The 25701-nt window shown below is 65.7% G+C and carries 18 protein-coding genes and 1 riboswitch; of the genes, 5 read left to right on the forward strand and 13 right to left on the reverse strand.

What is annotated here, in order from left to right; translation table 11 throughout:
* Positions 1 to 115: 115 nt before the first annotated feature.
* The 6 genes from ACFMO7_RS17500 to ACFMO7_RS17525 all read right to left on the reverse strand — a co-directional run bounded on the left by ACFMO7_RS17500 (position 116) and on the right by ACFMO7_RS17525 (position 8859).
* Positions 116 to 2659 (reverse strand): ribonucleoside-diphosphate reductase subunit alpha, encoded by a 2544-nt coding sequence (locus ACFMO7_RS17500; RefSeq protein WP_376796773.1) that lies wholly within the window; start codon positions 2657 to 2659, stop codon positions 116 to 118.
* A gap of 123 nt (positions 2660 to 2782) precedes the next feature.
* A riboswitch (cobalamin riboswitch) is annotated at positions 2783 to 2981 on the reverse strand.
* A gap of 150 nt (positions 2982 to 3131) precedes the next feature.
* Entirely contained in the window at positions 3132 to 3926 is a 795-nt protein-coding gene (locus tag ACFMO7_RS17505; protein WP_376796774.1) for an ABC transporter permease, read from the reverse strand.
* 10 nt (positions 3927 to 3936) lie between these two features.
* Positions 3937 to 4740, reverse strand: a complete 804-nt coding sequence (locus ACFMO7_RS17510) for an ABC transporter permease (protein WP_376796775.1) — start codon at positions 4738 to 4740, stop codon at positions 3937 to 3939.
* A gap of 6 nt (positions 4741 to 4746) precedes the next feature.
* Positions 4747 to 5730: an ATP-binding cassette domain-containing protein gene (locus tag ACFMO7_RS17515; RefSeq protein ID WP_376796776.1), complete on the reverse strand. Its 984-nt coding sequence runs from the start codon at positions 5728 to 5730 to the stop codon at positions 4747 to 4749.
* Positions 5731 to 5817: 87 nt separating this feature from the next.
* Complete coding sequence (locus ACFMO7_RS17520; protein WP_376796777.1) at positions 5818 to 7314, reverse strand: pyridoxal phosphate-dependent decarboxylase family protein; 1497 nt, start codon at positions 7312 to 7314, stop codon at positions 5818 to 5820.
* A 180-nt stretch (positions 7315 to 7494) separates the two neighbouring features.
* Entirely contained in the window at positions 7495 to 8859 is a 1365-nt protein-coding gene (locus ACFMO7_RS17525; protein ID WP_376796778.1) for an MFS transporter, read from the reverse strand.
* A gap of 565 nt (positions 8860 to 9424) precedes the next feature.
* Between ACFMO7_RS17525 and ACFMO7_RS17530 the strand changes: the two genes are divergently transcribed.
* Together ACFMO7_RS17530 and ACFMO7_RS17535 are read left to right on the forward strand one after the other, a co-directional pair.
* Positions 9425 to 10465 (forward strand): DNA methyltransferase, encoded by a 1041-nt coding sequence (locus ACFMO7_RS17530; RefSeq protein ID WP_376796779.1) that lies wholly within the window; start codon positions 9425 to 9427, stop codon positions 10463 to 10465.
* Between the two features lie 195 nt (positions 10466 to 10660).
* A complete protein-coding gene (locus ACFMO7_RS17535) occupies positions 10661 to 11167 on the forward strand; it encodes a hypothetical protein (protein WP_376796780.1) in 507 nt (168 codons plus the stop codon).
* Positions 11168 to 11269: 102 nt separating this feature from the next.
* Here ACFMO7_RS17535 and ACFMO7_RS17540 read toward each other — a convergent pair whose 3' ends face one another.
* The 7 genes from ACFMO7_RS17540 to ACFMO7_RS17570 all read right to left on the reverse strand — a co-directional run bounded on the left by ACFMO7_RS17540 (position 11270) and on the right by ACFMO7_RS17570 (position 23433).
* Positions 11270 to 11701: a thiol-disulfide oxidoreductase DCC family protein gene (locus tag ACFMO7_RS17540; protein WP_376796781.1), complete on the reverse strand. Its 432-nt coding sequence runs from the start codon at positions 11699 to 11701 to the stop codon at positions 11270 to 11272.
* Positions 11702 to 11958: 257 nt separating this feature from the next.
* Positions 11959 to 12864, reverse strand: coding sequence for a R2-like ligand-binding oxidase (locus tag ACFMO7_RS17545; protein ID WP_376796782.1), 906 nt, complete (start codon positions 12862 to 12864; stop codon positions 11959 to 11961).
* A 208-nt stretch (positions 12865 to 13072) separates the two neighbouring features.
* Complete coding sequence (locus tag ACFMO7_RS17550) at positions 13073 to 15568, reverse strand: protein kinase (protein WP_376796783.1); 2496 nt, start codon at positions 15566 to 15568, stop codon at positions 13073 to 13075.
* Positions 15569 to 15803: 235 nt separating this feature from the next.
* On the reverse strand, positions 15804 to 18302 hold the full coding sequence (locus ACFMO7_RS17555; protein ID WP_376796784.1) for a serine/threonine-protein kinase: 2499 nt from the start codon (positions 18300 to 18302) through the stop codon (positions 15804 to 15806).
* Between the two features lie 182 nt (positions 18303 to 18484).
* Entirely contained in the window at positions 18485 to 21103 is a 2619-nt protein-coding gene (locus ACFMO7_RS17560) for a hypothetical protein (protein ID WP_376796785.1), read from the reverse strand.
* Positions 21104 to 21285: 182 nt separating this feature from the next.
* Complete coding sequence (locus ACFMO7_RS17565; protein ID WP_376796786.1) at positions 21286 to 21861, reverse strand: hypothetical protein; 576 nt, start codon at positions 21859 to 21861, stop codon at positions 21286 to 21288.
* An 831-nt stretch (positions 21862 to 22692) separates the two neighbouring features.
* Positions 22693 to 23433: a hypothetical protein gene (locus ACFMO7_RS17570; RefSeq protein WP_376796787.1), complete on the reverse strand. Its 741-nt coding sequence runs from the start codon at positions 23431 to 23433 to the stop codon at positions 22693 to 22695.
* A gap of 138 nt (positions 23434 to 23571) precedes the next feature.
* Here ACFMO7_RS17570 and ACFMO7_RS17575 point away from each other — a divergent pair, with 138 nt between their 5' ends.
* The 3 genes from ACFMO7_RS17575 to ACFMO7_RS17585 all read left to right on the forward strand — a co-directional run bounded on the left by ACFMO7_RS17575 (position 23572) and on the right by ACFMO7_RS17585 (position 25595).
* The gene (locus ACFMO7_RS17575; protein WP_376796788.1) at positions 23572 to 23805 is read left to right on the forward strand and encodes a helix-turn-helix domain-containing protein; all 234 of its coding nucleotides are present in this window, start codon (positions 23572 to 23574) and stop codon (positions 23803 to 23805) included.
* Positions 23806 to 24273: 468 nt separating this feature from the next.
* Positions 24274 to 24564: a helix-turn-helix domain-containing protein gene (locus tag ACFMO7_RS17580; protein ID WP_376796789.1), complete on the forward strand. Its 291-nt coding sequence runs from the start codon at positions 24274 to 24276 to the stop codon at positions 24562 to 24564.
* A 479-nt stretch (positions 24565 to 25043) separates the two neighbouring features.
* The gene (locus tag ACFMO7_RS17585) at positions 25044 to 25595 is read left to right on the forward strand and encodes a hypothetical protein (RefSeq protein ID WP_376796790.1); all 552 of its coding nucleotides are present in this window, start codon (positions 25044 to 25046) and stop codon (positions 25593 to 25595) included.
* Positions 25596 to 25701 lie beyond the last annotated feature (106 nt).

The following is a 25701-nucleotide window of genomic DNA, read 5'->3' on the forward strand; positions in this document are numbered from 1 at the left end:
AGCTGGTTGACCGGCCGCTGGGGCCACTGGCCAGAGCGAGCGAGCGAGAGCGTGGGGAGGACTGTCTGGCCCCAGCGCGCTGCTCTGGCTCTGGCAGCTTAGCCCTGCCGTCCTCTCACTGGCAGGCTTCGCAGTCGTCGTCAAGCGAGCAGGCCGAGGGGGCCTGCGGGGAGGGGGCGAAGGGCGACAGCGTCGGGCTGGCCGGCGTTGGCCGGCCGGGGCCGCTGCTGCTGGCCGCAGTTGGAGGGACGGCCTCCTTAAAGGCCCCACGATTCACCTGGATGGCGCTCGAGGGGCTGACGCTCTTCATCCAGCGCGGCTGAATGCCCCAGCGGTTGATGTCGACGGTCGACTTCTCGACCTGGGTGGCGGCCAGAGTGCGCAGGTAGTAGGTGGTCTTGAGGCCCTTTTTCCAGGCTCGCAGGTAGATCTCATGGAGCTGCCTGCCGCTGGGCGAGGCCAGGTACAGGTTGAGGGACTGCCCCATATCGATCCACTTCTGGCGGCGGCTGGCGCACTCGATGAGCCAGCGCGGGTCGATCTCGAAGGCGGTCAGGTAGCGCTGCTTCAGCTCCTCGGGCACCATGGGAAGCTCCTGCAGGGAGCCATCGTAGTACTTGAGGGCTTCCAGCATGTCGGCATTCCAGAGGCCGGTGGCCTTGAGGTCGTTGACCAGGAAGGTGTTGACGGTGGTGAACTCGCCCGAGAGGGTGCTTTTGACATAGAGGTTCTTGTAGATCGGCTCAATCGAGGGGCTGACCCCAACGATCAGGGAGATGGTGGCCGTGGGGGCGATGGCTAAGACATTGCTGTTGCGCATGCCGTGCTGGCGAATGTGGGCCCGCACTTTCTCCCAGTCGAGGGTCGTGCTGCGATCCATCTCGAGGGGTTCGCCGCGCTCCTGTTCGAGCAAGGCGATGGTATCGATGGGCAGCAGGCCGCGGTCCCACTTGGAGCCGCGGTAGCTGGGGTAGGGGCCACGCTCGGCAGCCAGCTCGCTGGAGGCCAGGATGGCGTAATAGGAGATGGCTTCCATGCTGCGGTCGGCGAACTCGACGGCCTCCTGAGAGGCATAGCTGAGGCCGAGCAGGAAGAGGGCATCCTGGAAGCCCATGACGCCCAGGCCCACAGGGCGATGGCGCAGGTTGGCCGTGCGCGCTTCGGGGGTGGGATAGTAGTTGATGTCGATGACGTTATCGAGCATGCGCATGGCCGTTTGAATGGTTGACCGTAACTTTGGATGGTCCAGTTGACCATCGACGATGTGGGCCACCAGGTTGAGGGAGCCGAGGTTGCAGACGGCTGTCTCCTCTTCGGAGGTGTTGAGGAGGATCTCCGTGCAGAGGTTGCTGCTATGGATGACGCCAGCATGGTCCTGGGGGGAGCGTACGTTGGCTGGGTCCTTCCAGGTCAGCCAGGGGTGGCCGGTCTCGAAGAGGCGGGTGAGCATCTTGCGCCATAGCTCGACCGCCGGCAGGCGCTTGAAGAGGCGGATCTTGCCCTCATCGGCCAGGCGCTCGTAGTGGCGATAGCGCTCGGCGAAGGCGCGGCCATAGAGTTCATGCAGGTCGGGGACCTCGTCGGGGCTGAAGAGGGTCCACTGCTCGCCGCGCTCGACGCGGCGCATGAACTCGTCGGAGATCCAGCAGGCGGTGTGCAGATCGTGGGTGCGCCGCCGCTCGTCGCCGGTATTGCGGCGCAGGTCGAGGAAGTCTTCGATGTCGAGGTGCCAGTTTTCCAGGTAGGCGCAGACGGCGCCCTTGCGCTTGCCGCCCTGGTTGACAGCGACGGCGGTGTCGTTGACGACCTTGAGGAAGGGAATGACGCCCTGGCTGCGGCCATTGGTGCCGCGGATGTGGGCGCCCAGGGCGCGCACGCGGGTCCAGTCGTTGCCCAGGCCGCCGGCCCACTTGGAGAGGAGGGCGTTGTCCTGGATGCATTTGAAGATGTGCCAGAGGTCGTCATTGACGGTGGTCAGGTAGCACGAGGAGAGCTGTGGATGGGTGGTGCCGGCGTTGAAGAGGGTCGGGGTGGCCGGCGTGAAATAGAACGGCGAGAGGATCTCGTAGAATTCGGCGACGCGCTCCTCTTTGTGCTGCTCATTGAGGGCCAGGCCCATGGCGACGCGCAGCCAGAGGAGCTGCGGCAGCTCGAAGCGCTGTCCTTCGTACTGCAGCAAGTAGCGATCGTAGAGGGTCTGAAGCCCCGGATAGGTGAAGAGGAGGTCGCGCTCGGGATGGATGAGGGCCGCGATGCGCTCCAGGTCGAAGTCGGCCAGGCGGGGGTCAAGCAGACCGGTTTCGATGCCTCGCTGGATGTAGCGGGGCAGATAGCGCCGATAGGCGCTCTCCATCTCGGCGAAGCTGCAGGGAAGCTGGTCGTCTGGTCCGAGGGCCTCGCGGTAGAGCGAGAGCAGCAGGATGCGCGCGCTGATGTAGCTGAAAGCCGGTTCCTGTTCAATATGGGCACGCGCCACCAGGAGCAGGGCCTGCCAAAGCTCTGTCTCGGAGAGGTCGGCGCCCAGGGTGGCCTGGACCTCGCGCAGGAGCTGGGCACGATCGGCGCGGTCTTCAAAGCCGCGGCAGACCTCCGCCAGGACCTGCTCGGGGTCCAGCCCTGCGACCGAGGCCGGGCGCGTCTGGTTCGCTGAGAATGACATGCCGTTTTCCCTCCTTGAAGATGAAAAAAGCCTGTTCCCCCGACGGAAACAGGCTGACACGCACAGGCAGCCTCATGGTATGAACAGGCGGGCTGCCGCTGGTCTACCCTTTCACGCGAAGGGATCGAGCCAGATCCCACAGGTGGGCATTCGGGCTTAGCTGCTCCGTGGCCACTCCCCGCTCGCCCGGCTCCTGTAGGAGCCAGGCGACGACGGATCGCCCGGGCAGCTTACCGCTGCGCGACAGCGCCGGATTCTCACCGGACTTCCCCCATCTTTCAGCGATGCCACGACAGCATCGCCCTGTGGGTGTCTTTCTCTCTTCGGTTGCCAATGAGCACACACAAGATATAGGAAGGTACGGGCTGTAAGATACCATATGTTGTGCCGGAAGTCAAGCGGGAAAGAACGGCCCTCCCCCTGGTGGGCGGGCAGGGACAGACGGGAGGGACCGGAGGGTTCTGGCCACCGGTCAGGAGGAGGCGCCGCTGTAGTAGCGGATGGCGAAGCGCCAGAAGAGGCGGGAGGCGAGGAAGGCCAGGACGGCCAGCAGAAGGGTTCCCAGGAGGGCGAGCCAGGTCAGGCGCGCGGTGAGGGCTTCGGCGGGTACGGTGACGGCAAAGGCTACCGGGACAAGGAAGGTAAGGATGGCGCGCAGCCAGCCAGGATAGAGGTCGACGGGCCAGCGTCCGGCCTCGTACATGCTTTCGAAGATGACCAGGATGTTTTCCATGCGAACGTACCAGAAGGAGAGGGTGGCCAGGAAGAGGACAAAGCTGTAGATGATGATGGTGCCGGCGATGAGGGCCACAGCGAAGGCCAGCAACTGGAGCGGACCAGGCAGGCTGCCGTGCCAGAGGGCCGCGCCCACGACCAGGGCCAGGCCCAGCAGGACGTCGAGCAGCTTCCACAGGTCGATCTGCTGGAGGCTCACGAGGAGCTGAGCTTCCGCCGGCCTGGTGAGAAGGTAGTCGAGGGTCCCCTCGCGAACCTGTTCGATGAGGCGGCTCAGGCCGGGCAGGATGATCATGTTGATGGTCCCGCCGATCAGGAAGTAGATGCCGATCAAGGAGAGGAGTTCGTCGGGGCGCCAGCCGTTGAGGGTGTGGGTATAGGAAAAGACGATGCTGACGAAGGCCAGGGCGGTGTTCAGCTCGATGAAGGATTCGGCGAGCTGGAGCCAGAAATTGGCGCGATAGGCCAGCGTGGCCAGGGCGCTGACACGCAGGAAGGTACCGGCAAGGTGCAAGAGATCTTTGATGCCCATCGCTATTTTTTTATCCTCCTACAGCAGTGTAGCGTCTGAGGCCGCGCCGCCAGGTGATGGCGAGGAGGCCGAGGCTGACCAGGAGCCAGAGGCACTGGACCAGGAAGCCGGTGGCGATAGCCGAGGGGCTGAGGCGGTTGACGAGCAGCTCCGCTGGGAAGGCTACTATCCACTGGAAGGGGAGCCAGGTGGCGGCGGTTTGCAGCCCTGCGGGCAGGAAGGTCAGGGGGATGAGCTGGCCCGAGAGGAAGAGGACAATGACGACGTAGAGCTGGTTGATGACGTTGACCTGGGTGAGCCAGAAGGCCAGCAGGGCCAGGGTCCACTCGAGGGCGAAGCGCAGGGCGAAGGCCAGCAGCAGGGCCGGCAGAAAGGCGACCAGGCTGACGAGGCTGGGGAGAAAGCTGGCGTGGAAGGCCAGCAGGAGGACGAGCGTGACCAGCCCGATGACGGGCAGCATCAGGATCTTGTAGGCCAGATGCTGGGCGATGTCGCCGTGGATGGGATGGATGGGGCGCAGCAGCAGCGGGGAGAATTCGCCTTCGCGCACGCGCCGGCTGAATTCCCAGAATACCCAGGTCTGGGTGGCGTAGTTGACAAGCATGGTGGCGATGAAGTAGGCGGCGAAGCCGGAGGGGCTGTAGCCCTTCACTTCTCCTCCCTCGCTGCGGGCGACGGTCGACCAGACGCTGATGGAGACCGCCGGCCCGAGGGCGACTTCAAGGAGCCAGATGACGAGGGCCGCCCGGTACTGCAGTTGCTCGGCAATGGCGGTTTTGAGTTGTTGGCGATAGACGGCGATGAGCTGCCTCATGGTGCCTTAGACCACCTCCTCGCGGGTGAAAATCTCTTCGATGACGGTCTCGATGGGAGGGTCCTCGATGCTGAGGTCGATGACTGGCAGGTCGGCCAGGAGCCGCCCGGTGAGGCGAGCGACGGCGCTCTTGGGAACGCGCAGCCTGGTTTGCCCGTCGCTCTGGCTGAGGACCTCGCCGTAGGGACGCAGGTCAACTGGTTCCTCCAGCCGCACGGCGATGGTCTTGTAGGGCGAGAAGCGCTCGATGAGGCGCGTGAGGTCGCCGTCAAAGAGGATCTTGCCGTGGTGGATGAGGATGACGCGCCGGCAGAGGGCTTCGACGTCGGCCATGTAGTGACTGGTCAGAAGGACGGTCGCCCCCGTGCGGCGGTTGTATTCGCGGATGAAGTCGCGGATGCGCCGCTGCATGACGACATCGAGGCCGATGGTCGGTTCGTCCAGAAAAAGGATCTGTGGACGATGCAGCAGGGAGGCGGCAATCTCGCATTTCATGCGCTCTCCCAGCGAGAGGTTGCGGACCGGTTTATGCAGGAGGGGGGCCAGGTCCAGGAGGGCCGTCAGGTCGTCAAGCATGCGCCGGTAGTGAGCCGGCTGGATGCCGTAGATGGCGCGGTTGAGTTCGAAGGAGTCGATGACGGGAATGTCCCAGATGAGTTGATGGCGCTGGCCCATGACCAGGGCGATCTGGCGCAGAAAGGCGCGCTCGCGGCGCCAGGGCAGGTGGCCCAGGACGCGCACGTCGCCGGCGCTCGGGTAGAGGAGGCCGGCCAGCATCTTGAGGGTGGTGGTTTTGCCGGCCCCGTTGGGACCGAGGAAGCCGACGATCTCGCCGGCTTCGATGCTGAAGGTCAGGTCGTCTACTCCGACGATTTCTTGCAGTTGGCGCTGGAAGAGGCCGCGCAGGGCGGCGCCCAGGCCGGCCTCGCGCTCGTAGACCCGATAGACTTTGCGCAGGTGGGCAGCGCTCACTGCCGTGCTGGCTGTCATGCTCTTGCTCGCTCCTTTTGCGGGGCTGTTTGCTCCTCCGACGGTGCTTCTCATTCCTTGAGTATAGTGCCTGGGGGCGGCGGGACGTCAATGGGTCTGGCTGGCAGTGGCCCGTCGGCGCTCGCCTGCCAGGAAGCGCTCAATTGCGCTCCCGAGCCGCTCGATAAGCGCTTCGGAGGTATAGGGATTGAGGAAGACAGCCCGCAGCCAGCGCTGACCCCGGTAGAGGGGAAGCGAGAGGAAGATCTGCTCCTGCTCCAGAAGCCAGGCTTGCAGGGAGGCATTGAGCTGGTCGTGACGGTCGGTGGGCAGCCAGGCCGGCTCGAGGCGGAAACAGAGCAGGTTGGTTTCCGGGGCATGGGCGACGTGCAGCTCGGGCAGGCTGCGCAGGCGCTCGTAGGCGAAGCTGGCCAGCCGACAGCTCTCGTCGACGAGCCGGGCGTAGCCGCGCCGGCCCAGGTGCTGCAGGGAGAGCCAGAGCTTGAGGATGTCGCTGTGGCGCGTTCCCTGGAGGGCGATTTCGCCGAGGTTGCAGGGGACTGCCGCTTCTGCTTCCTCCGACGCCGGCTCGCTGCGCGGGCCCATGTAGGGGGCGGCGGTGCGAAAGGCTTGCAGGAAGAGGTCGCTGTTGCGCAGCAGGAGGGCAGCGCAGGTTTTGGCGACATAAAGCCACTTCTGGGGGTTGAAGGTGACAGAGTCGGCTTGCTCGATGCCGTCCAGCAGGGCGCGCCCCCGCTCGGAGAAGATGAGGGCGCCGCCGTAGGCGGCGTCGACGTGGAACCAGAGGCCGTAGCGGCGGGCGATGGGGGCAAGGCGGGCCAGCGGATCAATGAGGCCGGCAACGGTGGTACCGGCAGTGGCGACCAGACAGAAGGGATGCTCTCCGCGTGCCAGGGCCTCTTCGATGAGCAGGGGAAGCCGGTGGACGTCGAGATGGCCGGTGCTGTCGAGCGGGACGGGGATGACGGCCTGGCTGCCCAGTCCAAGCAGCATGGCGGCTTTCTGCAGGGAGGTGTGGGCGGCCTCCGAGGCGAAGAGGACGGGACGCAGGCCGCTGGCGACCAGAGCACCGTCGCTCAGGCCCAGGCTGTGGTTGCGTGCGATGGCCAGGGCTTCCAGGTTGGCCAGGCTGCCGCCGCTCAGAAGGATGCCGCCGGCCCACTCTCCCAGACCAAAGAGGCGCGCCAGCTCGCGCAGGGTGTTCCATTCGAGCCGCGAGAGCAGAGGAGACATCTCGATGCTGAGCATGTTGTTGTTCAAGGCGGCGCTCAGGAGGTCGCCTACCAGGGACATGGTGGTCGGTAGGGAGTCCATGTGCCCTATATAGCCCGGGTGGGCGGGGTGCATCGAGGCGACGAGCAGGGCCCGTAGCTGGTCGAGGAGCAGCCCCTCCGGCAGACCGTGCTCGGGCAGGGTGGTCGGGGGCAGGTCGGATGGCTCCAGGGGCAGGGGAGGCAGGTCGAGGGCGTGGGTGGCGTATTCAAGGGCCAGGTTGAGGGCCTGCGTCAGGAGCGTCGCGACGGCGTCCCGGTTGCTGCCGTCAGGGGCGATAAAGGCTGAGAGAGGGAGGTCGTTCAGGTGCATGGCTGCTCGTGTGTCCGTCCTTTTCCGTTGGTAGCTCAAGACCGAGTAGGAGAGGCTGAGCGGGGGCGAGACTTTCCCGCTCAGCGCTCAGCCTCCTTTCTTCTCTATTGTGCCCCACCCGGCCGGTGCTGGCAAGAGGCCCGGGCCCGGCCCGGGTTGCGCGGCCCTGAAGAGGAGTGGTCAGTGGGCGATGACCTCCAGGGTGCGTCCGGTGCTGCGGGGGCCGAGGAGGGCGACGTCCAGGCAGAGGATGAGCAGGAGGACCGCTTCGCCGGCGAAGACGGCGACGGCCCCCAGGGAGTGGAGGACTGGGAGGGCGGCGAAGGGGAGGATGGCACTGACGAGACGGCTCAGGCTGTAGGCGATGCCGACAGCGGTGCCTCGCATGCGCGTGGGGAAGATTTCGGCCTGGTAGATGTGGAAGGCGTTGGAGAAGACGTTGCTGACAGTGGTGAGGAGAAAGCCGGAGATGACCAGGATGACGGCTGAGGTGGCGAAGCCGAAGCTGAGGCCGAAGAGGGCGATCAGGAGAGCCGAGACGACGATCAGCCATTTGCGCTCGAGGCGCTCAACAAGGAAAATGGAAATGAATGATCCCAGGGGATAGCCCAGGAAGCTCAGGGCAACGTAGCCCAGAGAGCTGACGACGCTGAAGCCTTTGGCGGTCAGGACGACCGGTGCCAGGGAGCCGAAGCCGTAGTAGCCAACGGTTTGCAGGATCTGGAAGATCCAGAGCATGATGGTGCGCCTGGCATAGATGCCGCTGAAGATTTCGGCGATGGTGGCGCGCGTCTGGGGTTCGACGATGACCGGCTGGGGCGGGGGCAGCTCCGTGAGACCGTGCTCGTGCATGACTTGCTCTTCGATGCTGGTCAGGGCGGCGTTGGCGGCAGCTTCGTCTTTGCGGATCTCGTGCCAGCGCGGCGATTCGGGGAGGTTGCGGCGGAGGAGCCAGACGATGAGGGCGCCCAGTGAGCCGACGATGAGCAGCCAGCGCCAGCCGTCCAGTCCAAGAAAGCTGCTTTTGACGACGAAGCGCCCGACGAAGCCCGCCAGGGGGACACCGAAGAAGCCCAGGGTGTAGGACCAGGCCGTGTAGCGCCCGCGGGCGTGGCGCGGGATCATTTCGCCCATGTAGATGTCGGTCAGGGGCGGCTCAGCTCCCAGGCCGATGCCGGCGAGGAAGCGGAAGATGATGATCCAGAGAAAGTCGGGGGCGAAGGCGGCCAACAGGGAGAAGAGGGAGTAGATCAGCAGGTCGATCATGTACATGCTGCGCCGCCCGAGGTAGTCGGAAATGATGCCAAGGACGATGGCCCCGAGGAACATGCCGAAGAAGCCGGAGCCGATGATGAGGGCGGTCTGGAAGGTGGAGAGGTGGAAGAGGGGGGCCAGGACGGCCCCGAGCAGTCCCCCCAGGAAGATGTCATAGAGGTCGAAGAAGGTGCCGATGCCCAGGACAAGGCTGAGCCGGCGGTGTAGGGAGGAGAGGGGCAGGCGGTCGATGCGTGAGGCTACGGTGATGCGACTTTCTGCTGCTTCCATGAGCGCTTTGCCTCCGTTGCTGTGATGGTGAGCTGGGTAGGTGCGCACGGGCGCTGCGCCGCGCCGCGCCGCGCGCGAGACGCTCCTCGAGCTGGCTGGGCCAGTCGCCGGGTGGCCGCCGGCGAGGAGGGCGGGTCGCCCGCCGGTGGACCTGGGGCGAGGCGATCGGGTGATTGGTTTGTGCCTTTGTCGATCGGTCGGTGAGTGGGTGTTGGCTGCTTGTCTGGTTGGTTGAGGATGACTCTGCTGTGCTGCGCTCTCGCAGGAGCTGGTCGCTGCGGTCTCACCCCCTTGCTGATCAGGGTTGCCGCTTCCTTCCACCGCCCCTCGTTCTGTATTGTACCTTCTTTGATCCCTATATGTCTATATGGAGATAAGGGGACGGCGAGGGGAGATGGGACTGGGTGGGCCAGGCCCGGGACCCGGGACCTGTATTTGCGGCTGAGTTATCCTGTGCTATAGTAATGGGTTGTGGGCGATCCTCAGCCGGCCAGGCCAGGGGCTGCCTGCTGTGGGGGGAGCTGGCTGGGTGCCCGGTGTATCCAGGAAGGAACGATCTTCGGCAGTGGTGGCAGAACTCATCTGGCAGCATAAGCACAATCCCTATGCGGCGGGGCTGCCGCCGGCGCCGCTTCTGGAGACCTGCGAGCATGTGCCGCCTGCCCCGTGGGCAGGCGCAGAGCTGGTTGGGGGGACCGCGGGGATGGAGGGGTGGGAGAACCGTCTGATTGAGGGCGATAAGCGTTTGGTGCTGCCGGCCTTGCTGGGGGAGTTCGCTGGGGCCGTTGACCTGATCTATGTCGATCCTCCTTTTATGACTGAGCGGACCTATCGCGGCGGGCGCGGCCTGGCTTATCACGATCGCTGGCAGCGTAACCTGGATGGCTACCTGCAGTGGCTCTATGAGACGTTCTTGCTGCTCTATCGCTTGCTGGCTCCCCACGGGAGCCTCTATGTGCATCTGGATTGGCGGGCCGTGCATTTCGCGCGGCTGCTGCTGGATGAGGTCTTTCGTGAGGCGGCGGCGGCGGGCGGTGGTTTTCAGAACGAGATCATCTGGCATTATCATTCCGGAGGGCGCCCGCGGCGCTCGCGTGGTTTTGCTCGCAAGCATGATACGTTGCTGTTGTATACGCGCTCGCGCCAGTACTGCTTTCATGGGGAGCGAGTGGGTCCGGTGCGCGGGCGGGAGCGGCGCAATCATATGCGGCGGCAGGTGGCTGAGGATGGGCGCGTCTGCTGGACGATCCACTCGGGTGGGCGCCTCTATCGCTACTATGAGGATGAGCGGATGACGCCCGCCGATGTCTGGTGCGACATCAGTCATCTGCATCAGCGCGACCCTGAGCGCAATGGGTATGCAACACAGAAGCCGGCGGCTTTGCTGGAGCGCGTACTGCTGGCTTCCAGCGAGGAGAACGATCTTGTGCTCGATTGCTTCTGTGGAAGCGGGGTGACGCCGGCGGTGGCCGAGCGTCTGGGCCGGCGCTGGATCGCTTGCGATCAGAGTCCACTGGCGATCGAGGTGACGCGTGAGCGTCTGCTGCAGATGGGGCCTCGCCAGGCGTTCTGCCTGCAGCGGGTGGCGGGGACGGTCTCGGAGTAGCTGCTTCCCGAGGGTGGGGCGGTGGTCCCGAGGGCTTGTCGGGGGCTTGCCGCTGTGTTACCATGTGCAAGAGCTGTTGGATGGCAGTACCGGGAAGTGGTGCTTTTGTGATCTGCCCGGTCGTGTTGTGCCGCTCTTGTTACTCTGCTGATTGGAGAGAGTTGCGGAGGAAAGGTGGAAAGAGGTGTGTTTCGTATGAAGAAGGCGATGGATATTCCCCCAACCCCTCGTTCTGAGAAGAGCCAGGTGGGGCGTCCTTTGCGCCTGCCGACGCATGCCTATGGCTGGACGGGGACGTATCTGGTGACCATTCAGGCGGAGCCGTATGCGCCCGGCTTCGAGGATCCGGCCTTGCGGCGTATTCTGGAAGAGACCTGGCAGGCCCTGTCTCGCCCTTTCCCTGGCCTGATTCTAGATACGTTTGTGGTGGGGTCGCAGGAGGTGCACTTTATCGTGTCCTTTGAGGGGAATACGAACAAGGCGATGACGCTGGGGCGGGTGGTGGAAGCTTTCAAGTCGCTGGTGGCTGTGGCCTGGCTGGCCCATCTGGAGCAGGTGCGCGCGCCCGGTCCGACGCCGCCGCTGCGCATCTGGCAGCGTTCCTACAGCGAGCGTTGTTTGCATGATCCCCAGGAGGTGGAGCAGGTGCGCCAGGCGCTGCGCAGTGGCAGACTGCCGGCTGAGCCGTTGGCCAGCGAGTAGGGGACGTGCTGGCCAACGGTGAGGGAGAGGATGGGGTGGGTGGCTCTGCCGGGAACCGCTCGAGGGACCCGGGCCGGGTTGGGTCGGGTCGGGGAGGAGTGTTCAGGTGGTCCGGTGGGCTGGTGGATCACAGGGGCTGCCGGGTCGCTGGCAGAAGGGGGTGACTCCGGGCAGGTACTGGCGATGGTTGGCGACCCAGCGGTAGAGGCCCTCTTCGAGTGGGGCGAGGCCGGGGAGACGGTAGAGCCGCTGGAGGAGGGGAACGCCGATGAGTTGGTCAAGGATGAGGCTGATGGCCTGGGCGCCGCGGTAGCGTCGGCCATCTGGAAGGATGGTCCAGACGCTCTCTTCGCATTGCTGGCTGCTGAGGCCGTAGCGCTCGGGCAGGCCGCCGATCTGGAAGGGCAGACAGGTCAGACGTCGGCGCCAGTCGAGGCGCTGGAGCAGTTGCGCGATGGCGGTGCAGAAGTCGCAACTGCCGTCGAAGATGACGATGGTTTTGACGGGATGGCGATGGGTGCTTTGGGCTGTCATGGCTGCTTGCTGCCGCCGGCCCCGCCTTGGGTTCCTGGCGCCAGATCAGGAGGCGCAGGAGGCGATGGCCTCGGCTCTTCTCCTCTGGTTGCTTTCTCTCCTGGCTGGTTGCTTCCTCTTCCTCTCCTTTCATTCTAAGTAATAGCACATGGTGTGAGGATAAGGCCCCCTGGGCCGCTGAGGCGGCTCAGGGGGCTGCGCGCGATGGTGACCATACAGGGGTGGGAGGGAGACGCTGCTAGAAGGAGAAAGGCTATCTATGCCGGTTCCTCGCTGGTCTGGTAGATGTCTTCCAGGGTCTGCTGACGGGCGCGTCCGATGCGCTCGAGACGCTTCTGGAACTGGCTGGTGGCGTAGGAGAGGTATTCGTCGATCTGCAGGTCGAAGGCGGGTGCTTCCTGGCTCTCGCGCACTTCGAAGAGTTCGTTGATGACGCCTAGGGCGTAGGTCAGCAGCTCGCTCATGTAGCTCTGGATGAGGTCCCAGAGGCGCGGGTCCTGGGCGACGAGGCGCGAGAGGAGGAAGACGCCGTAGGCCAGGTGGCGCGATTCGTCGCGCTTGAGGTAGCCGACGCCCTGGCGCAGGCCGGGCATGATGTTGAGGCGCTCAAGCATGTTGAAATAGGCGTAGTAGCCCGTTTCGGCCAGGACGCCTTCGACGATCATGTTGTAGACGACGCTGGCGCGAGCCTGGGCTTCGGGTGAGGGGTCGCTGAGCAGGGCGTGCATGCGCTGGGGAAGTTCTTCGTAGAAGATCTTGCGGTAGCTGGGGGTGTGGTAGCGGTGGAGGTCGCTGTGTTCGTGGGCAACCTCGTCGAGGAAGCGCCGGAAGAATTCGGTGTGCTTGGCCTCTTCCCACAGGAAGGTGGTGAGGTACATCTCTTCTTCCAGTCGGCCTTCGCGGGCGATGGTGAGGATGAGCGGCAGTAGGTCGAGGGTGACGCTCTCTTCTCCAGCCTGGAAGAGGGAGCTGAGGTAGAGGAGCGTTTCGCGCTCGTTGTCGTTGAGGCGCTGCCAGTCCTGGATGTCCTGGGAGAAGTCGATGGCCCTCGGGTCCCAGATGCCTAGCTTCTTGGCTTTGTGGTAGAGGCGCATCGGTAGGATGTCGTGGCGCAGCCCGCGCTCGCTGGTGGTGATAAAGGCGGCATGGGTGGTTTGGCTCATGGTGGCCTGCTTTCTTTGCAGTTTGACGTGAGTCTTGCTCTGGCTCAGTTGCCTTCGCCTTGCCGATGACTAAACCGACTGACTATCAGTCAGTTATCTGTGGTAATGATACCTGCTGCGCAGGTTCACTGTCAAGGGCGCCGGCCGGGCCGGGCTGAGCCGAGTCGAGTCGAGCCGCCGGGCGGTGGCCCGACGCCGCGGTGGCCGGCTATTGCCCGTTGACGACGATGTGGATTTGGTCGGGGCGCTGGGGCAGGGTCTGGCTGCCGAGGGGCAGGCTGATCTGGACGGAGGCGACGCCGGGCTGGGAACGCAGGTAGGTGAGGGCGACCTCGCTGCCGGTGCCGCGCAGGTCCTGCTGCCAGTGGGCGATGGTCTGGGGAGCGATGTGGTAGCTCCAGGTGCCGCGTACGCTGACGCTGAGGTAGACGATGCCGCCGCTGCCGCGCTGGGTGACGCTGGGGTCGGCGCTCTTGAGGCTGCGCGGCTGGAGCTGGTAGGCCGCGCCGAGGGTGCGCCGGGCCTGCTGGCTGAGCAGGATGCCGGCGAGCTGACGGGCCCGGCTGGGGTCGTAGGCGGTGACGCTGCCCGTGACCTGGATCTGGACACGCACCTGGTCGGCCTGGCTGCCGAGGGGTGGGTCGGCATTGAGCCTGACCTGGTAGTCGGGGGTGCCAGCCAGGGTCTCGCCGCTTTTGAGGGCGGCCCGAAGCTGGTCGGCAAGCTGCTGCTCGATCTGGGGCACCAGGGCCTGGCGCACGCGGTCAAGGTCGGCCTGGGCAACGATGTGGACGGTGCTGCCGTCGCTGCCGCCGCTGAAAGGGGCGGGGTTGGTGACCTGGATGGCGTTCGACTCTCCGCAGCAGGGCTGGTTGATGTCGCCGGCGGGGATGTTTCCCTGGGCGCCGGCGCTGATGGCCTGGGCTTTGGCCAGGGCGGTTCCGTCCTGGTCGCCCTGTCGGGCTGGTACGATGACGGTGGTCAGGAGGCGCACGCTGACGCCGGAGTTGCCGGTGAAGGTGCTGCCTGCTGGGATGGTGATTGGCTGGGGGCCGTGGTTGCTGAAGAGGAGGAAGCCACGGGCGTTGCTGCCCTGGGTGCTGCGGGTGCCCGTGGTGGCGATGGTCTGGCTGAGGCTGCGGCTGCTTTTGAGGAGGCGGGCCGGGATGGCCCGCGTGTTGGGATCGACGGCCTGGATCTGTGGTGAGGCGGTCAGCAGATAGGTGTCTTCGAGGGTGCGGCTCTGGACGCTGATGGTGATGGTGGCGCTGGGGTCGGCGCCGAGCAGAGGAATGCCTGATGGCACGAGGCCCAGGTTGAGGGAGCGGGCTACGAACAGGAGGAGCAGGAGGATGACGATGACGATGAGGACGATGGCGACGAAGAGTGAGAGGGGGCGCCTGTTGCTGAGGCGGCGCTGATGCCCTCTCATTGGCGGTTGGGGTTCTTCGGTGATGCGTTGAACGGCGGCCCGGGCCTGCTCGGGAAGGACGGGGGGACGGCCCCGCCGTGGGATGGTGAGTGGCTCGGGCATGGGCAGGGCCAGGGTGCGTGGCTCTTGCCGCGAGCGCAGGTCGGGCAGGACACGCGGGCGGGCTTCGGCGGTGATGTCGGGCAGGGTGGCTGCGGCGGCGAGGTCTTCCGGCGGCAGCTCTTCGATCTGTGGCTCGTCTGGGTCGGCGTAGGCTTCGTAGGCTTCCCCGGGGTAGGTCCCTGCCGCGAGGGGATGCGGCTGCGAGCGGCGCGGCTCGCCGGGCAGTTCGCTGTCGGTCTCTGTGGCTGCGAGGTCCGGCGCAAGGTCGTCCGGGCCCTCGGCTTGCTGGGCTGCTTCGAGGGCGAGCAGGACGGCTTCGCGTAGGGCGGCGATGCTCTGGAAGCGCTCTTCGGCTCGCTTGGCCATTGCTTTGCGGACGACGCGGTCGAAGGTGGCTGGCAGGCGCGGGTTGTGGCGCGATGGGCGCGGGATGGGGGCGCGCAGTTGCATCTGGATGACTTTGATGTCGTCGGGGTCATCGTAGGGCAGTTCTCCGGTCAGCATTTGGAAGAGGAGGACCCCAAGGGCGTAGATGTCGCTGAGCGGGGTGACGATGCCCCGCGTTTGTTCGGGGGCCATGTATTGGGGTGTGCCGGGGACCTGGTCGAGTGGGATGGGTCTGCCGATCTGGCTCTCGGCCTGGCGCGCCGCTCGGACGAGGCCGAAGTCGGCCAGGTAGACGTGGGGGACGCCGCTGCGCGATAGTTCAAGCAGGACGTTGGAGGATTTGATGTCGCGATGGACGAGGCCCTCGTCGTGGGCGTATTCGACAGCCTCGAGGAGCTGCAGGTACATGTCGATGAGTTCGTGCAGGTCGAAGGGGAGCGGTTCGCGCCCTGTCTGGCGGGGGCGGTAGACGCGGCGCAGGTAGCTGGTGAGGGTGCCGCCGTCGATGAAGGGCATGACGAGGTAGAGCAGCCCCTGCTCTTCGCCGAATTCGATGAGCGGGAGGATGTGCGGGTGCTGCAGGCGGGCGATGGTGCGCGCCTCGCGGGCGAAGCGGCGCCGCATGTCGGGGTCGTTGGCGTAGTCGCCCAGGATGACTTTGATGGCCACGCGCCTGCCAAAGGCGGTGCGCTGGCGCCCTTCGTAGACGGCGCCCATGCCGCCGGCGCGAATGCGCCGGATGACGTCGTAGTTGCCGAGCTGCCTGCCTTCCAAAGCCAGCATGCCTGCGTGCCTGTCCTTTCTCTTCTCTTGCAACGTTGGCGGGCGCCCTGCCCGCGGAGTCGGCTGGACCGCGAGGTTTTGTGCTGCCTTGCCGTTGTTCTATTCTACCACAGTTCTGCTTGCGCTCTCACCTGTTTAGACGTTTTCCTTATGGCCGCCTGGGCCTGCGCTCTCTTTGCTTGCCGGCCTGGCCGTGAGCTGGTTTTGCCCGCCTGGGTCGGGTGAGGACTCGCTCTCAGGCGGCGCCGTCGATGACGATGTTGATGCCGGTGGCGTCGGCTGGCAGGAGCTGGCTGGGGCTGCGTACCAGGGTCAGGCTGACGCCGGCGACGCCCGGCTGCTGTTGGAGAAGGCGCAGGGCGTCAGGGCGTCTCTTGCCGGCAATGAGCTGGCGCAGGTGCTGTTGGGCTGCTTCATTGAATTGATACGTCCAGCGCCCCTGTGCTCTGACGGTGACGATGACCTGCTGGTTCTGGCCGAGGCTGGCGTCGGCGATGGTGGCGGTGAGCTGGCTGTCGAGGGCGTAGGCCGGCCCCGGGCTGCGGGCGGCTTCCTGGCGCAGGAGGGCGGCCCCGAGCTGGAGGGCGCTCTGAGCGTTGTAGGCCGCTCCGCTGCAGGTGGCAACGACGCTGAGGCTGAGTCTGCCGACGTGGTCGCCAACCCGGTGGTCGCTGTTGATGCTGGTGCTGCAGTCGGGACCGACGAGCCGCTCTCCGGGCCGAACCTGGCTCTCAAGTTGCTGTTGGGCCTGCTGGGTCAGGCCGGCTTTGAGCGGGGTGGCCACCTTGTCGATGTCGCTCTGCTGGACAAAGGTGTAGGGCTGCGGGTCCTGCCCTCCCGTGAAGGCGCCGCTTCGGGCCCAGATAGTCGTGCTTGAACAACACCAGTTATGAATCGCCCCTGCAGCTAAGTTGCCTGCTGCGCCTGGCTGGATAACATGGGCCTTTGCCGTGGCACTTGGGGGGTTGTTCAGGTCTTGTATAGGCGGCAGCGTTACACTTTCGTCGGTGACTACGCTGAGATTGAGCCTGACGTAGAGCAGCGTTCCTTGGGGCACTGTTTGTGAGATGCTTGCCTCGTTGAAAAACGTGATTGTTCCCCGGGCCTGCACGCCGGGTGTGATCCCGTGGCCTGTTGCCGTAACCGTCTGCGGCTGAGAGCGGGCCGTCGTGCTCAGACGGCGCGCCTGGATCTGGCGCTGGGCCGCGTCGGGCTGTCCCGTCACCCCGGTGACCAGGTACTGGCGCGTCAGGGCGACGCTGGCCGGCCGGAGGTGGACTGTGGCCAGAGGAGCGCCGAAGGGCAGGGCTTCTCCCAGGGGGCCGAGGGCCGCCGGGTCACCGTAGGCCAGCGCCAGGCTTGCCGTCACCAGCGCCAGTCCCAGGACCATCGGCACGGCCAGCCAGCGCCAGCGAGCCGCACCTCGGGGCCGCTGCGGCCTTGCTGGTTTGGGTCCTCCCAGTGTTGCCGGTTTGACCGGCTTGACCGGCGCTGCCGGGGCTGACGTCAGTAGCAAGGCTCTGGCTTGCCGGGGTGGCCGTCTGCTTCCCAGGGCGACGGTCTGGGGAGGCTCCTGGCTGGATTTGGGGCGCTGGGCCTGCTGGCGACGCAGGTGGGGGAAGCGCCACCGTCTCAGGGTGGCTTCTTGCCCGGCCTTGCTCTTCCCTGGCTGCCAGGCGGGCACCAGCGGCCCCAGCGCTGACTGGGCCGGTGCTGCCGCGTGGGCGGCGGTCTGCTCTCGCTCGACTGGGATAAGGCTCTCCGCTGCAGCCTCGGCCCCGGGCTGGACTGGCTCTTCTCCCCAGATGGCTCCTGCCCGCTGCCCGGGGCTGCTAATGGCTTCTGGCTCCTCCTCCGGCTCCGGCTGGTGCCGGCTGGCGCCAGCGGCGGCCAGCAAGGCGGCGATGAAGTCGCTGACCTCGGGATAGCGCTGCTGGCGCTCTTTGGCCAGGCCCCGCAGGATGACGCTCTCGACGGCCCTGGGCAGGCAGGGGTTGCAGTAGCGCGGCGGGAGCGGCTCGCGCTGGGTGTGGCAGTACATGAGGGCGACCGCGTCCCGTTCTTCGAAGGGGCGCCGGCCGCTGCAGAGTTCGTAGGCGATGCAGGCCAGGGCGTACTGGTCGCTCTGGCGCGAGACCTGCCCGGCGAACTGTTCAGGGGCCATGTAGGCCGGGGTGCCGCTGATGCTGGCTGCCTCCAGACTCCTCGATCCCAACATCAGGGCCAGGCCGAAATCGGCCAGCAGGGCCTGGCCCTCCTCGTCGAAGAGGATGTTCTCCGGCTTGAGGTCGCGATGGATGATGCCGCGCCCGTGAGCGTAGGCAAGGGCCTCCCCGATCTGGCGGATGAGCGAGAGTCCTTCGGGCAGCGGCAGGGGTTGCCTGCCGGCTCGCCGTAGCCGCTCGCGCAGGGAGCCGCCGGCGGCATAGGGGGCCACTAGATAGGCACAGTCCGTCTCATCGATGCCGGCGTCGAGGATCGGCAGGATGTGGGGGTGATCAAGGGTTTCCAGCAGGCGGGCCTCGGCGATGAAGCGGTCGCGCTCCTGTTCCGATTCGAGGGGAGCCAGCAGGCGCTTGAGGGCCACCAGCGGGCGCCTGGCCAGGATGCGGTGACGGGCCAGGTAGACGATGCTGGAGCCGCCGTGTCCCAGCGTCTGGAGCAGTTCGTAGTTGCCCAGGTAGCGCCTGGCTGGTTCCTGCTGTCTGCGTTCGGACTCCTTGCTGCGTGCCATTGACGGGTACCCTCCCCGGTTCGTCTGGCAACACGGGTCGTGTGTTGGCTGTGTTCTATTTGCTTACGGCGACGCTATTCCATGTAAAATGGATGCCCACAGGTCTGCCCAGTGGCTGGCTCCTCTGGGGGATCGGTCGGCCAGGGACCTGCCCCGCTTGGTGCCGGCCTGGCCCTGGCCCTCTAGCCTTTGCCCGTGGTGCCGGGTGTCCCCGGCTCGGGCCTGGTCGGGGTGATGATCGGCGAGCTGGCCGGGACGGTTGAGGTGGCCGTGCCCGGCTGCAGCCCGCTGATGGTGGCGATGACGATGTTGATCTGCTTGCTGTCGGCTGGCAGGCGCTCGCTGCCGTGGGCGATCTGGATGTCGGAGGCTTTGATGCCTTCCTGCCGCTGCAGCAGTTGCTGGGCTTCGCTGCGGGATTTGCCGGCAATCAGGTGGGCCAGCCGCTCCTTGTCGGCGGCGCTGAACTGGTAGGCCCACAGCCCTTCGGCGGTGATGGTGATCGAGACCACTCCCTGGCGGGCGTTGATCAGGGTGGCGTCGCTGATGGTGGTCCGGGGCTGGCCCACGGGGGCGTAGCTGGCTCCCAGCTTCTTGCCGGCTTCCTGGCCAAGCAGGCTTGCCGCCAGGCGCAGGGCGGCCTGCCGGTCGAAGACTTCGCCGCTGCAGGTGGCCGAGACGGTGACGGTGACGCTGCTGGCGTGGTCGCCGGCCTGGTGGTCGCTTTTGACGGTGGTCTGGCAGGCGGGCTGGCCGACGAGCTGCTCGCCGGGGCGGAGCTGGCGCTGGAACTGCTGCTGGGCCTGCTGGGCCAGGCTGGCTTTGAGCGGGGTGGCCAGGTTGTCGATGTCGCTCTGCTGGACAAAGGTGTAGCTCTCTGGGTCCTGCCCGCCCGTGAAGGCTCCGCTCGTGGCCCAGATGGAGTCGCTTCCGCAGCAGAGCCGGTTGCTGATGGCGCCCGCCGGCAGGTTGCCAGCGCTGCCCGCGGGGACCACGTGTGCACGTCCGGTTCGGGAGACAGGCTGGCCCGGGCTATCCACAGGGGGCAGGCTCACCGTCTCGTCGGTGATGATGGCCAGTCCGTTCGCCAGCGGGAATTTTGTCCCGCTCAGCACGCTCTCCCAGGTGCCACCGTAGTGAACGAAGGTCACCGTTCCGCGGGCCGACACGGCGGGGGTCTGGCCGTGGCCGGTGGCCGTCGCCGTCTTCGTCTGCGCTCCCGGGGCGGCCGTCAGCAGGCGGGCCTGGATCTGGCGCTGGGCCGGGTCGGGCTGCCCAGTTACCCCCGTGATCAGGTACTGGTTCTTCACATCGACGCTGGCCGGCGTGATCGTCACCGTGGCCCCCGGCGTCCCAAAAGGCATCATCGCCGCCACCGGTCCCAGCAACTGTGGCCTCACCGCCGCCAGCGTTCCACAGCCGATCAGCAGCAGCAACAGGACAGCCACCAGCAAGGCCAGCAGGAGCGGCGTCCGTCGGCGTCTCCTCGCTCCCCGCTGGCGCAGCGGCGTCAACGGCGGCGGCAGGGTCGAAACCCCGCTCGGTTGCACCACCGGCGGCGCTCCTGCCCCGCTGACGCTGCTGCCTCCGCCGCTGCTCATACCCGTCCCAGCTCCTGCGAAGGCCGCCCCCGCAGCGGCACCCGCCAGCGCTCCCGCGCCAGCCGCTGCCGCCATTCTGCCTGCTCCTCCGTTGCCGCTGCTGCTCCCCTGGCGGGCCGCCTCCACGTTGGGCGCATAGGCGTTGGTCGCCAGCGGCAGCTTGGCCGTAATGCGGCGCGAGTGTGGGAAGCGGATGATGCTCGGACCAGCGCTGCCCGGCGCCGTGCGCGGGGGCGTGGCACTGGCTTTGACCTCCTCCTGATCCTGGGCGGCCTCCTGCTCTCCCTGGTTCCGGCTGGCCTGGGACTGGGCGGCGGCCAGACCAATCGCTCCTCCCACGGCACCCGCTTCTGCCGGTGAGACGGGCGGTGCGCCCTGCTCTTCTTCTCCCTGCTCTGGCCCCTGTTGCTGTTCCTGGGCTGGTGGGGTCACCGGCTGGCTCTTGCCCGCTCCAGAGCGGGCGGCGGCCGGCAGCGACCTGCCCGCGCCTACGACCGGTGGTAGCTCCTCGTCTTCTTCAAGGGCCTCCAGGTCCGCGGGGGGACGCTCCTCATCCGCTGGCTGGCGCTCCTGCTGCAGAGCTGCCCAGCCTATGCCTGCTGCGCTCCCCACCAGGGCGCCGGCTGCTGCGGCCTTGCCCGTCGAGGAGCCGCGCGGGCCTGACTGGGATGGCTCTGGTTCAGGTGAGACGGCGCTTTCTTCTGCTGGACCTGGTCTCTGGCTGAGTCGCTCTCTCTGCCGACCTCTCTCCGCCCGGTCCTGGCCCTCGCTGCCGCCGGTCCTGCCGCGCAGGCCCAGCAGACGGCGCAGCCGCTGCGGCCAGGCTGCTTCCCCTTCCTCCTCCGTGCCTCCCGCCCACCTGTCCTGCAGCGAGCGCGCGTAGCTCTCCAGAGAGGAGTAGACCGCAAAGCGACGCTGGCGCGCGTACTCGGCTGGCTCCGAACGGGGCGGCGCTATGAAGATCAGCCGTGCCTGGGGGTTGCGCCGCATCTTGAGGACCTCGAAGTCGACGCGGCGCTGAAAGGCGCGATTCTGCTCTGGTAAGACAATGGCTATCTGCCTGCGTCCCAGCTTCTCTTGTGTCAGGATGGCCGTTAGCACATCTTTCCGCTCATCCGTAGGTGCGACGTAGATGACACCAATTTCTTCTGCACGGGGATCGCCTGCACCGAGCAGCTCTGAGCCATCTGCCTGTCTCATCAGCCTTACCCTCGCATGTCCCAAGAAATGGCCTTTTCGCCTGAACCTGATACATTGTACACTATCTTCGCGGTGCGCGCAATTGCTCAGGCCCCTTTTTATAGATACTTCGTTCCATTGTCTGCTTGATCTGGCACTCACGGCCCGCTTCGCTTCAGCGGCCTGCCCCGGCCCGCTTCGCGCTAGCTCGAGCCTGGCCTGGCTCCATCCAGCACGGCGAGCAGCTCGCTGCGCCAAAGCTCCCACTCCAGCAGGCTGCCCGCCGCCAGCTCGCCGGCCCGCTCTTTGAGGTCGTCCTGGGCCGCTTTGCGGTTGAGGACTGCCCGCCCGATGGCCGTTTCGACCAGGATGTAGCGCTGGTGCTCCCATTCCCAGTCAGGGTCGATGATGCGCCCCGAGACGGGGTGGTGTTGCAGCACTATCCGCTCTCCCGAGACGCCCCGCGCGTCCCGCGCTACCTGCCGCAGGGCCAGCGCTACCAGCCCCGGCTTGCCTGCTCCCTCTCCCATTCCACGGTATTTGAGCTGCCTCGGTCTCATCAGGAGGAGCAGATGGTAGCTTCTCCCTACCTGAAGCTGCGGACCCGGTGCTCCCCTGGCTCCGACGATCCTGGAGGCGCTGCTGAAGACCGGCAGCAGGATGCTGTTGCCCAGCAGAAAGGTGAGGTGGTAGAAGGCGTCGTAGTCGCATTGTTTCTCGATGAGCAGGCCGTGGATGAATGCCCCTGCCTGTGCCTGTTGCTGCTCTCGTTGGCTCACTGTTGCTCTCTCCTGTCTTCTGTCCTGTCGGCAGACTCGACTCGCTCGCTGGTCGCCTCCTCGCTGACCGTGACTGAACCGGGTCATGCTTGCTTACTTGTCTGCTTGCTGACTCTCTTTGGCCCTGCTCTTGCAGGCTCGGCGGCGGCAGTGGCACCAGGGGGATCGGCAGCTTGATCGGCGTGCTCGCTTGGGGAGCGTCCCCCGCTTCTCACTCAGGCACGCCCTCGGGGTGAGAATGCGCTCGCCACGATGTCCGTTTAGAGGTATATATACCCCATCCTGACGGCCTACGGCAATGGCTGGGTTGCCGCTGCTTCCGCAGGCCGCTCCAGTCAGGGGGCCGCCGCCGCTCGGGGACGGCTCCCTGCGGATGGCTTCCGCTTCCAGCCTGCCTGGTTCCACAAGCGAGGGAGGGAGGGAGAAGGCAGAACAGGCTCCCGTTCGCGCCGGGAGCCTTCTTTCCTTCCCTGCCCCGCTTTCCCGGCCCGGCGTCGACGCCCCGCTTTCCCGGCCCGGCGTCGACCAGGTCAGCAAGCCAGCCCGGCTATCTCGACGAGGCAAGCAGACAGACGGGCGGCCAGGAAGGCGCTCCATATAGCTTGCTTGCTTGCGCTGGCCGGGCTGGCTGATAGGAGGGTGGTGTGGGGGCTGCTCTTGCCGGTCTTAGATCCTATGGCTATAAGAAGGCCGACCAGGGGGAAGGGAACACCCTCGCTCCCTGGTCGGCCGGCGCTCGAGAACAACAGACAAGAGGCAAGCGAACCACTCGGTAGGAAAGAGAGGGGAATCTGCTCTGGCGGGCCAGGTCAGGCTGCTCGCCCGCCGGGCCTACTGGGTGCCGGTCCGCTCCTTGAGATAGTCGCCTTCGACCACGCTGCCATCGACGCGGACGTGGATCAGGCCACGATAGCGCCCATAGGGAACCCCAAAGCCGCCCGGCAGCTTGCGGAGAGTGAGGAGACAGCAGGGACGCCCGCCTTGCTCCATCTTCAGCTCGGCGATGACCTGGGCCTCTTTGTCGCTGGCGGCGTAGAACAGATAGAGGATGTCGGCTTCCTCTTCGCTGTGACGGTAGGCCAGCAGCCAGAGGGTCTTTTCGATGAGGTCCTCTTCCTCCCCGTCGGCGGCGCTCTGGTCGGCCCCCGACGCCTCTCTCGCCCGCTCCCGGCTCTGCTCCTGCTCCCCGCTTCCACGCTCCGGCTCCTCTTCCTGCCCCCGCCGACGATCGCTCGCCGCCCAGGAGGCCGGGGCCGCCTCCTCTCGCCCTGCCTGCGCGCTCATCTCCTCCCCCTCTCGCTCCTCGCTGGCCAGCTCTCCCCCTTCCCAGCCAGGCCCACGCCCGCTCTCGCTCTCACGCACGCCGTCAATGACTTCACAGACGATGGCCGCCGCCCGCTCCGGCCCAACAAGCTGGGCCAGCCGGCTCTGGTACTCCTCCATGTTGCGCAACCGCCGCTGAATGTATTCGTGCTTGGCCCAGCCACTGGCCAGACCGTATAAGGCCCAGCGCCCAGCTACATACTCGGCCTCTAGCTGACGCCGCAGGCGCGCTATCTCACTTCCACTCATGGGTATTCCTCCAAGGCTGCTATCTTAGTGATAGTACTAAATTAGCATCTATCAAGATGATACTATCACGATCACAATTTTGTCAAGCTGGCTAGACTGGTAGAATTAGAGCACTACCACAACAGGGATACCAGTGCAATGGTGCGGCTCAAAGTCAGAGAGGTTGCTGAAGCTCGGGGCTTTAATATGTCTTCACTCTCCCGGGCTGCTGATGTCAACTTCCGCACGATCAAGAGCATCTTTCGCAACCCGTATAAAGAGGTAAATATCTCCACACTCGCAAAAATTGCGCGAGCGCTGGGCGTTGCTACCTCTGACTTAATCGAGGATATTCCCGAAGGGGAGGGGTCGTCGGAGGGGCCTGAGGGGTAGCAGAAAATTGATAGTCTGGAAAAAAGCCACAATTTAGGTTCAAATTTTCCTCTCTTCGATCGTCTCATAAGATAGAAGGGTTTTCTCCCGGATAATGCGCCGGAGCCGCACAAGCATGCAGCCTGTGTTTAAAACAGGGAGGCCCGACGCAGGACGCCGGCACTCCGGGCGCGTTGTAAGATGGCCCTGCGGAGTCGGGCTGTTGGTGAAGATAGTGTTGTCTTAGTTGTGAAAGGAGCCAGTTGACCGTGTCGCGGAAGTTTGGAGGGAGGCGGCTACGTTTCCTTGTGCTCAAAATTCTGTTGGCGCCTGCCGAAAGCATTCTTGAAATGGCACAGCTCAAGGTGTCGATGGTACGCCCGAGCAAGCCATGTATCCGGGTGGGTCGTCCGCTCACCTGTCAGTACCGGCGCTCTGCCCGCAACCCGAACCCAGGTTCCGTCTGTGCTGCTGAGGAAGGAGCTGATCGTGTTCAGACTGCGCGTCAAGGAAATAGCCGAGGCCAAGGGGATGACCCCTTCCGCGCTCTCTAAGGCCGCCAGCCTCAGCGACCGTACAGTGCGTCGAATCTTCCAGAATCCCTACGCGCAGGTCAATTTGCGCACGCTAATGAAGATCGCCACCGCCCTGGAGGTGCAGGCTCCCATGCTGATCGAGTTCCTGCCCGAGGAGGAACCTCCTCCCGGCACGCCTCCCCGGCGCGCGCGCCCGCCACGGCGCTATCAGCCACGCAGCAGATTTTCTTTCCCTAGATCTTAACCCTTTTACTGTTCCTCCCTCGATCTGGAGGGCCTGACCGCCGTACGCTCCATCGTCCTAACAGGACGATGCGGCGGCAGGCCCTTTTCCCCGGCCATGCCGGCCCATCTGGCCAGCCAGGTTCCCAGCCGGCGCCCTCCCGCTCCTCAGCCGATCTGCCGCCCCTGGTCCTGACCGTCCCCGGCCTCCAGACAGCCGGCAGCGGGAGGGCACGTTCGGACCAGCCAGGCGGTCGGTGGATGGTCAGCGACCGTCGGCCCGGTCTATAAGCCCGAGGCAGAGCGGGCAAAGAGCCGGAGGAGGCGCTGCCTCCTGGCCTGACTTTTGGGGGAGAGCTGCAAAGGGAGCGAAGACGGGACGTGGCAGACAGTAGCCGGCGCTGAGGTGCCCGAGGCCATCGGGCACGTGCTGGCCGGCGGGCATCCTGGTTCTAGCGACCGACGCGACGTGAAGGAAGGACGGAAGGAGTAAGCGAATCGATGCCTGGAAGACGCCTCCTACAGCAGCCTATTCGATCGTGGGGTTTCTGCCTGTCGTTGCTGGCGCTGCTCCTGCTGCTGAGCGCCTGCGGCTTCGGCGGCAGCAAGCAGGTAGCGGCTTCGACCTCGGCCTGCTCGCTGGCGACGACGGACGAGGTCCGGCAGGTACTGGGTGTTCCCGTGCGCTCTCAGGAGCAAGAGGTCGTGAGCAAGCCGAAGAACGCCACCGTCAGCGAGTGCCTCTACAGCTCGGCCTCGGACAGCCGCTTTGCCCGTGCCTCGCTGGCGCTCTCGATCGCCGCCGATGCGGCCAGCGCGCAGCAGCTCTACAACCAGGCCAAGAGCGCGGCCCTGGACCTGAGCCGGCAGACGGCAACGGTGAGCCTGGGCGACGCGGCCTTTCAGACGCAGCGCAGCTCATCGTTCGGGCAGGAGACCCTGCTGACGGTGCTGAAAGACAACACGGTCCTGGTGGTGGAGGCCCTCAGTCCCGGTCATCGCCAGCTCGATCTTGAGCAGAGCCTGGCTCAGGTGGCCCTGAACCGGCTCTAGCCGGGATTGGGAAGAGCGGGTCTCCTTTGGTTGCTCGCTTCGACGACCTCGCGGCGGCGCCGCGGGGTTCTTTTTTTGGTGGCAGTCAGCGAGAGGTAGGCCCCCT

Origin of the sequence: Thermogemmatispora sp., assembly GCF_042408735.1 — a bacterium.
In the GTDB taxonomy this organism is placed as follows: domain Bacteria; phylum Chloroflexota; class Ktedonobacteria; order Ktedonobacterales; family Ktedonobacteraceae; genus Thermogemmatispora.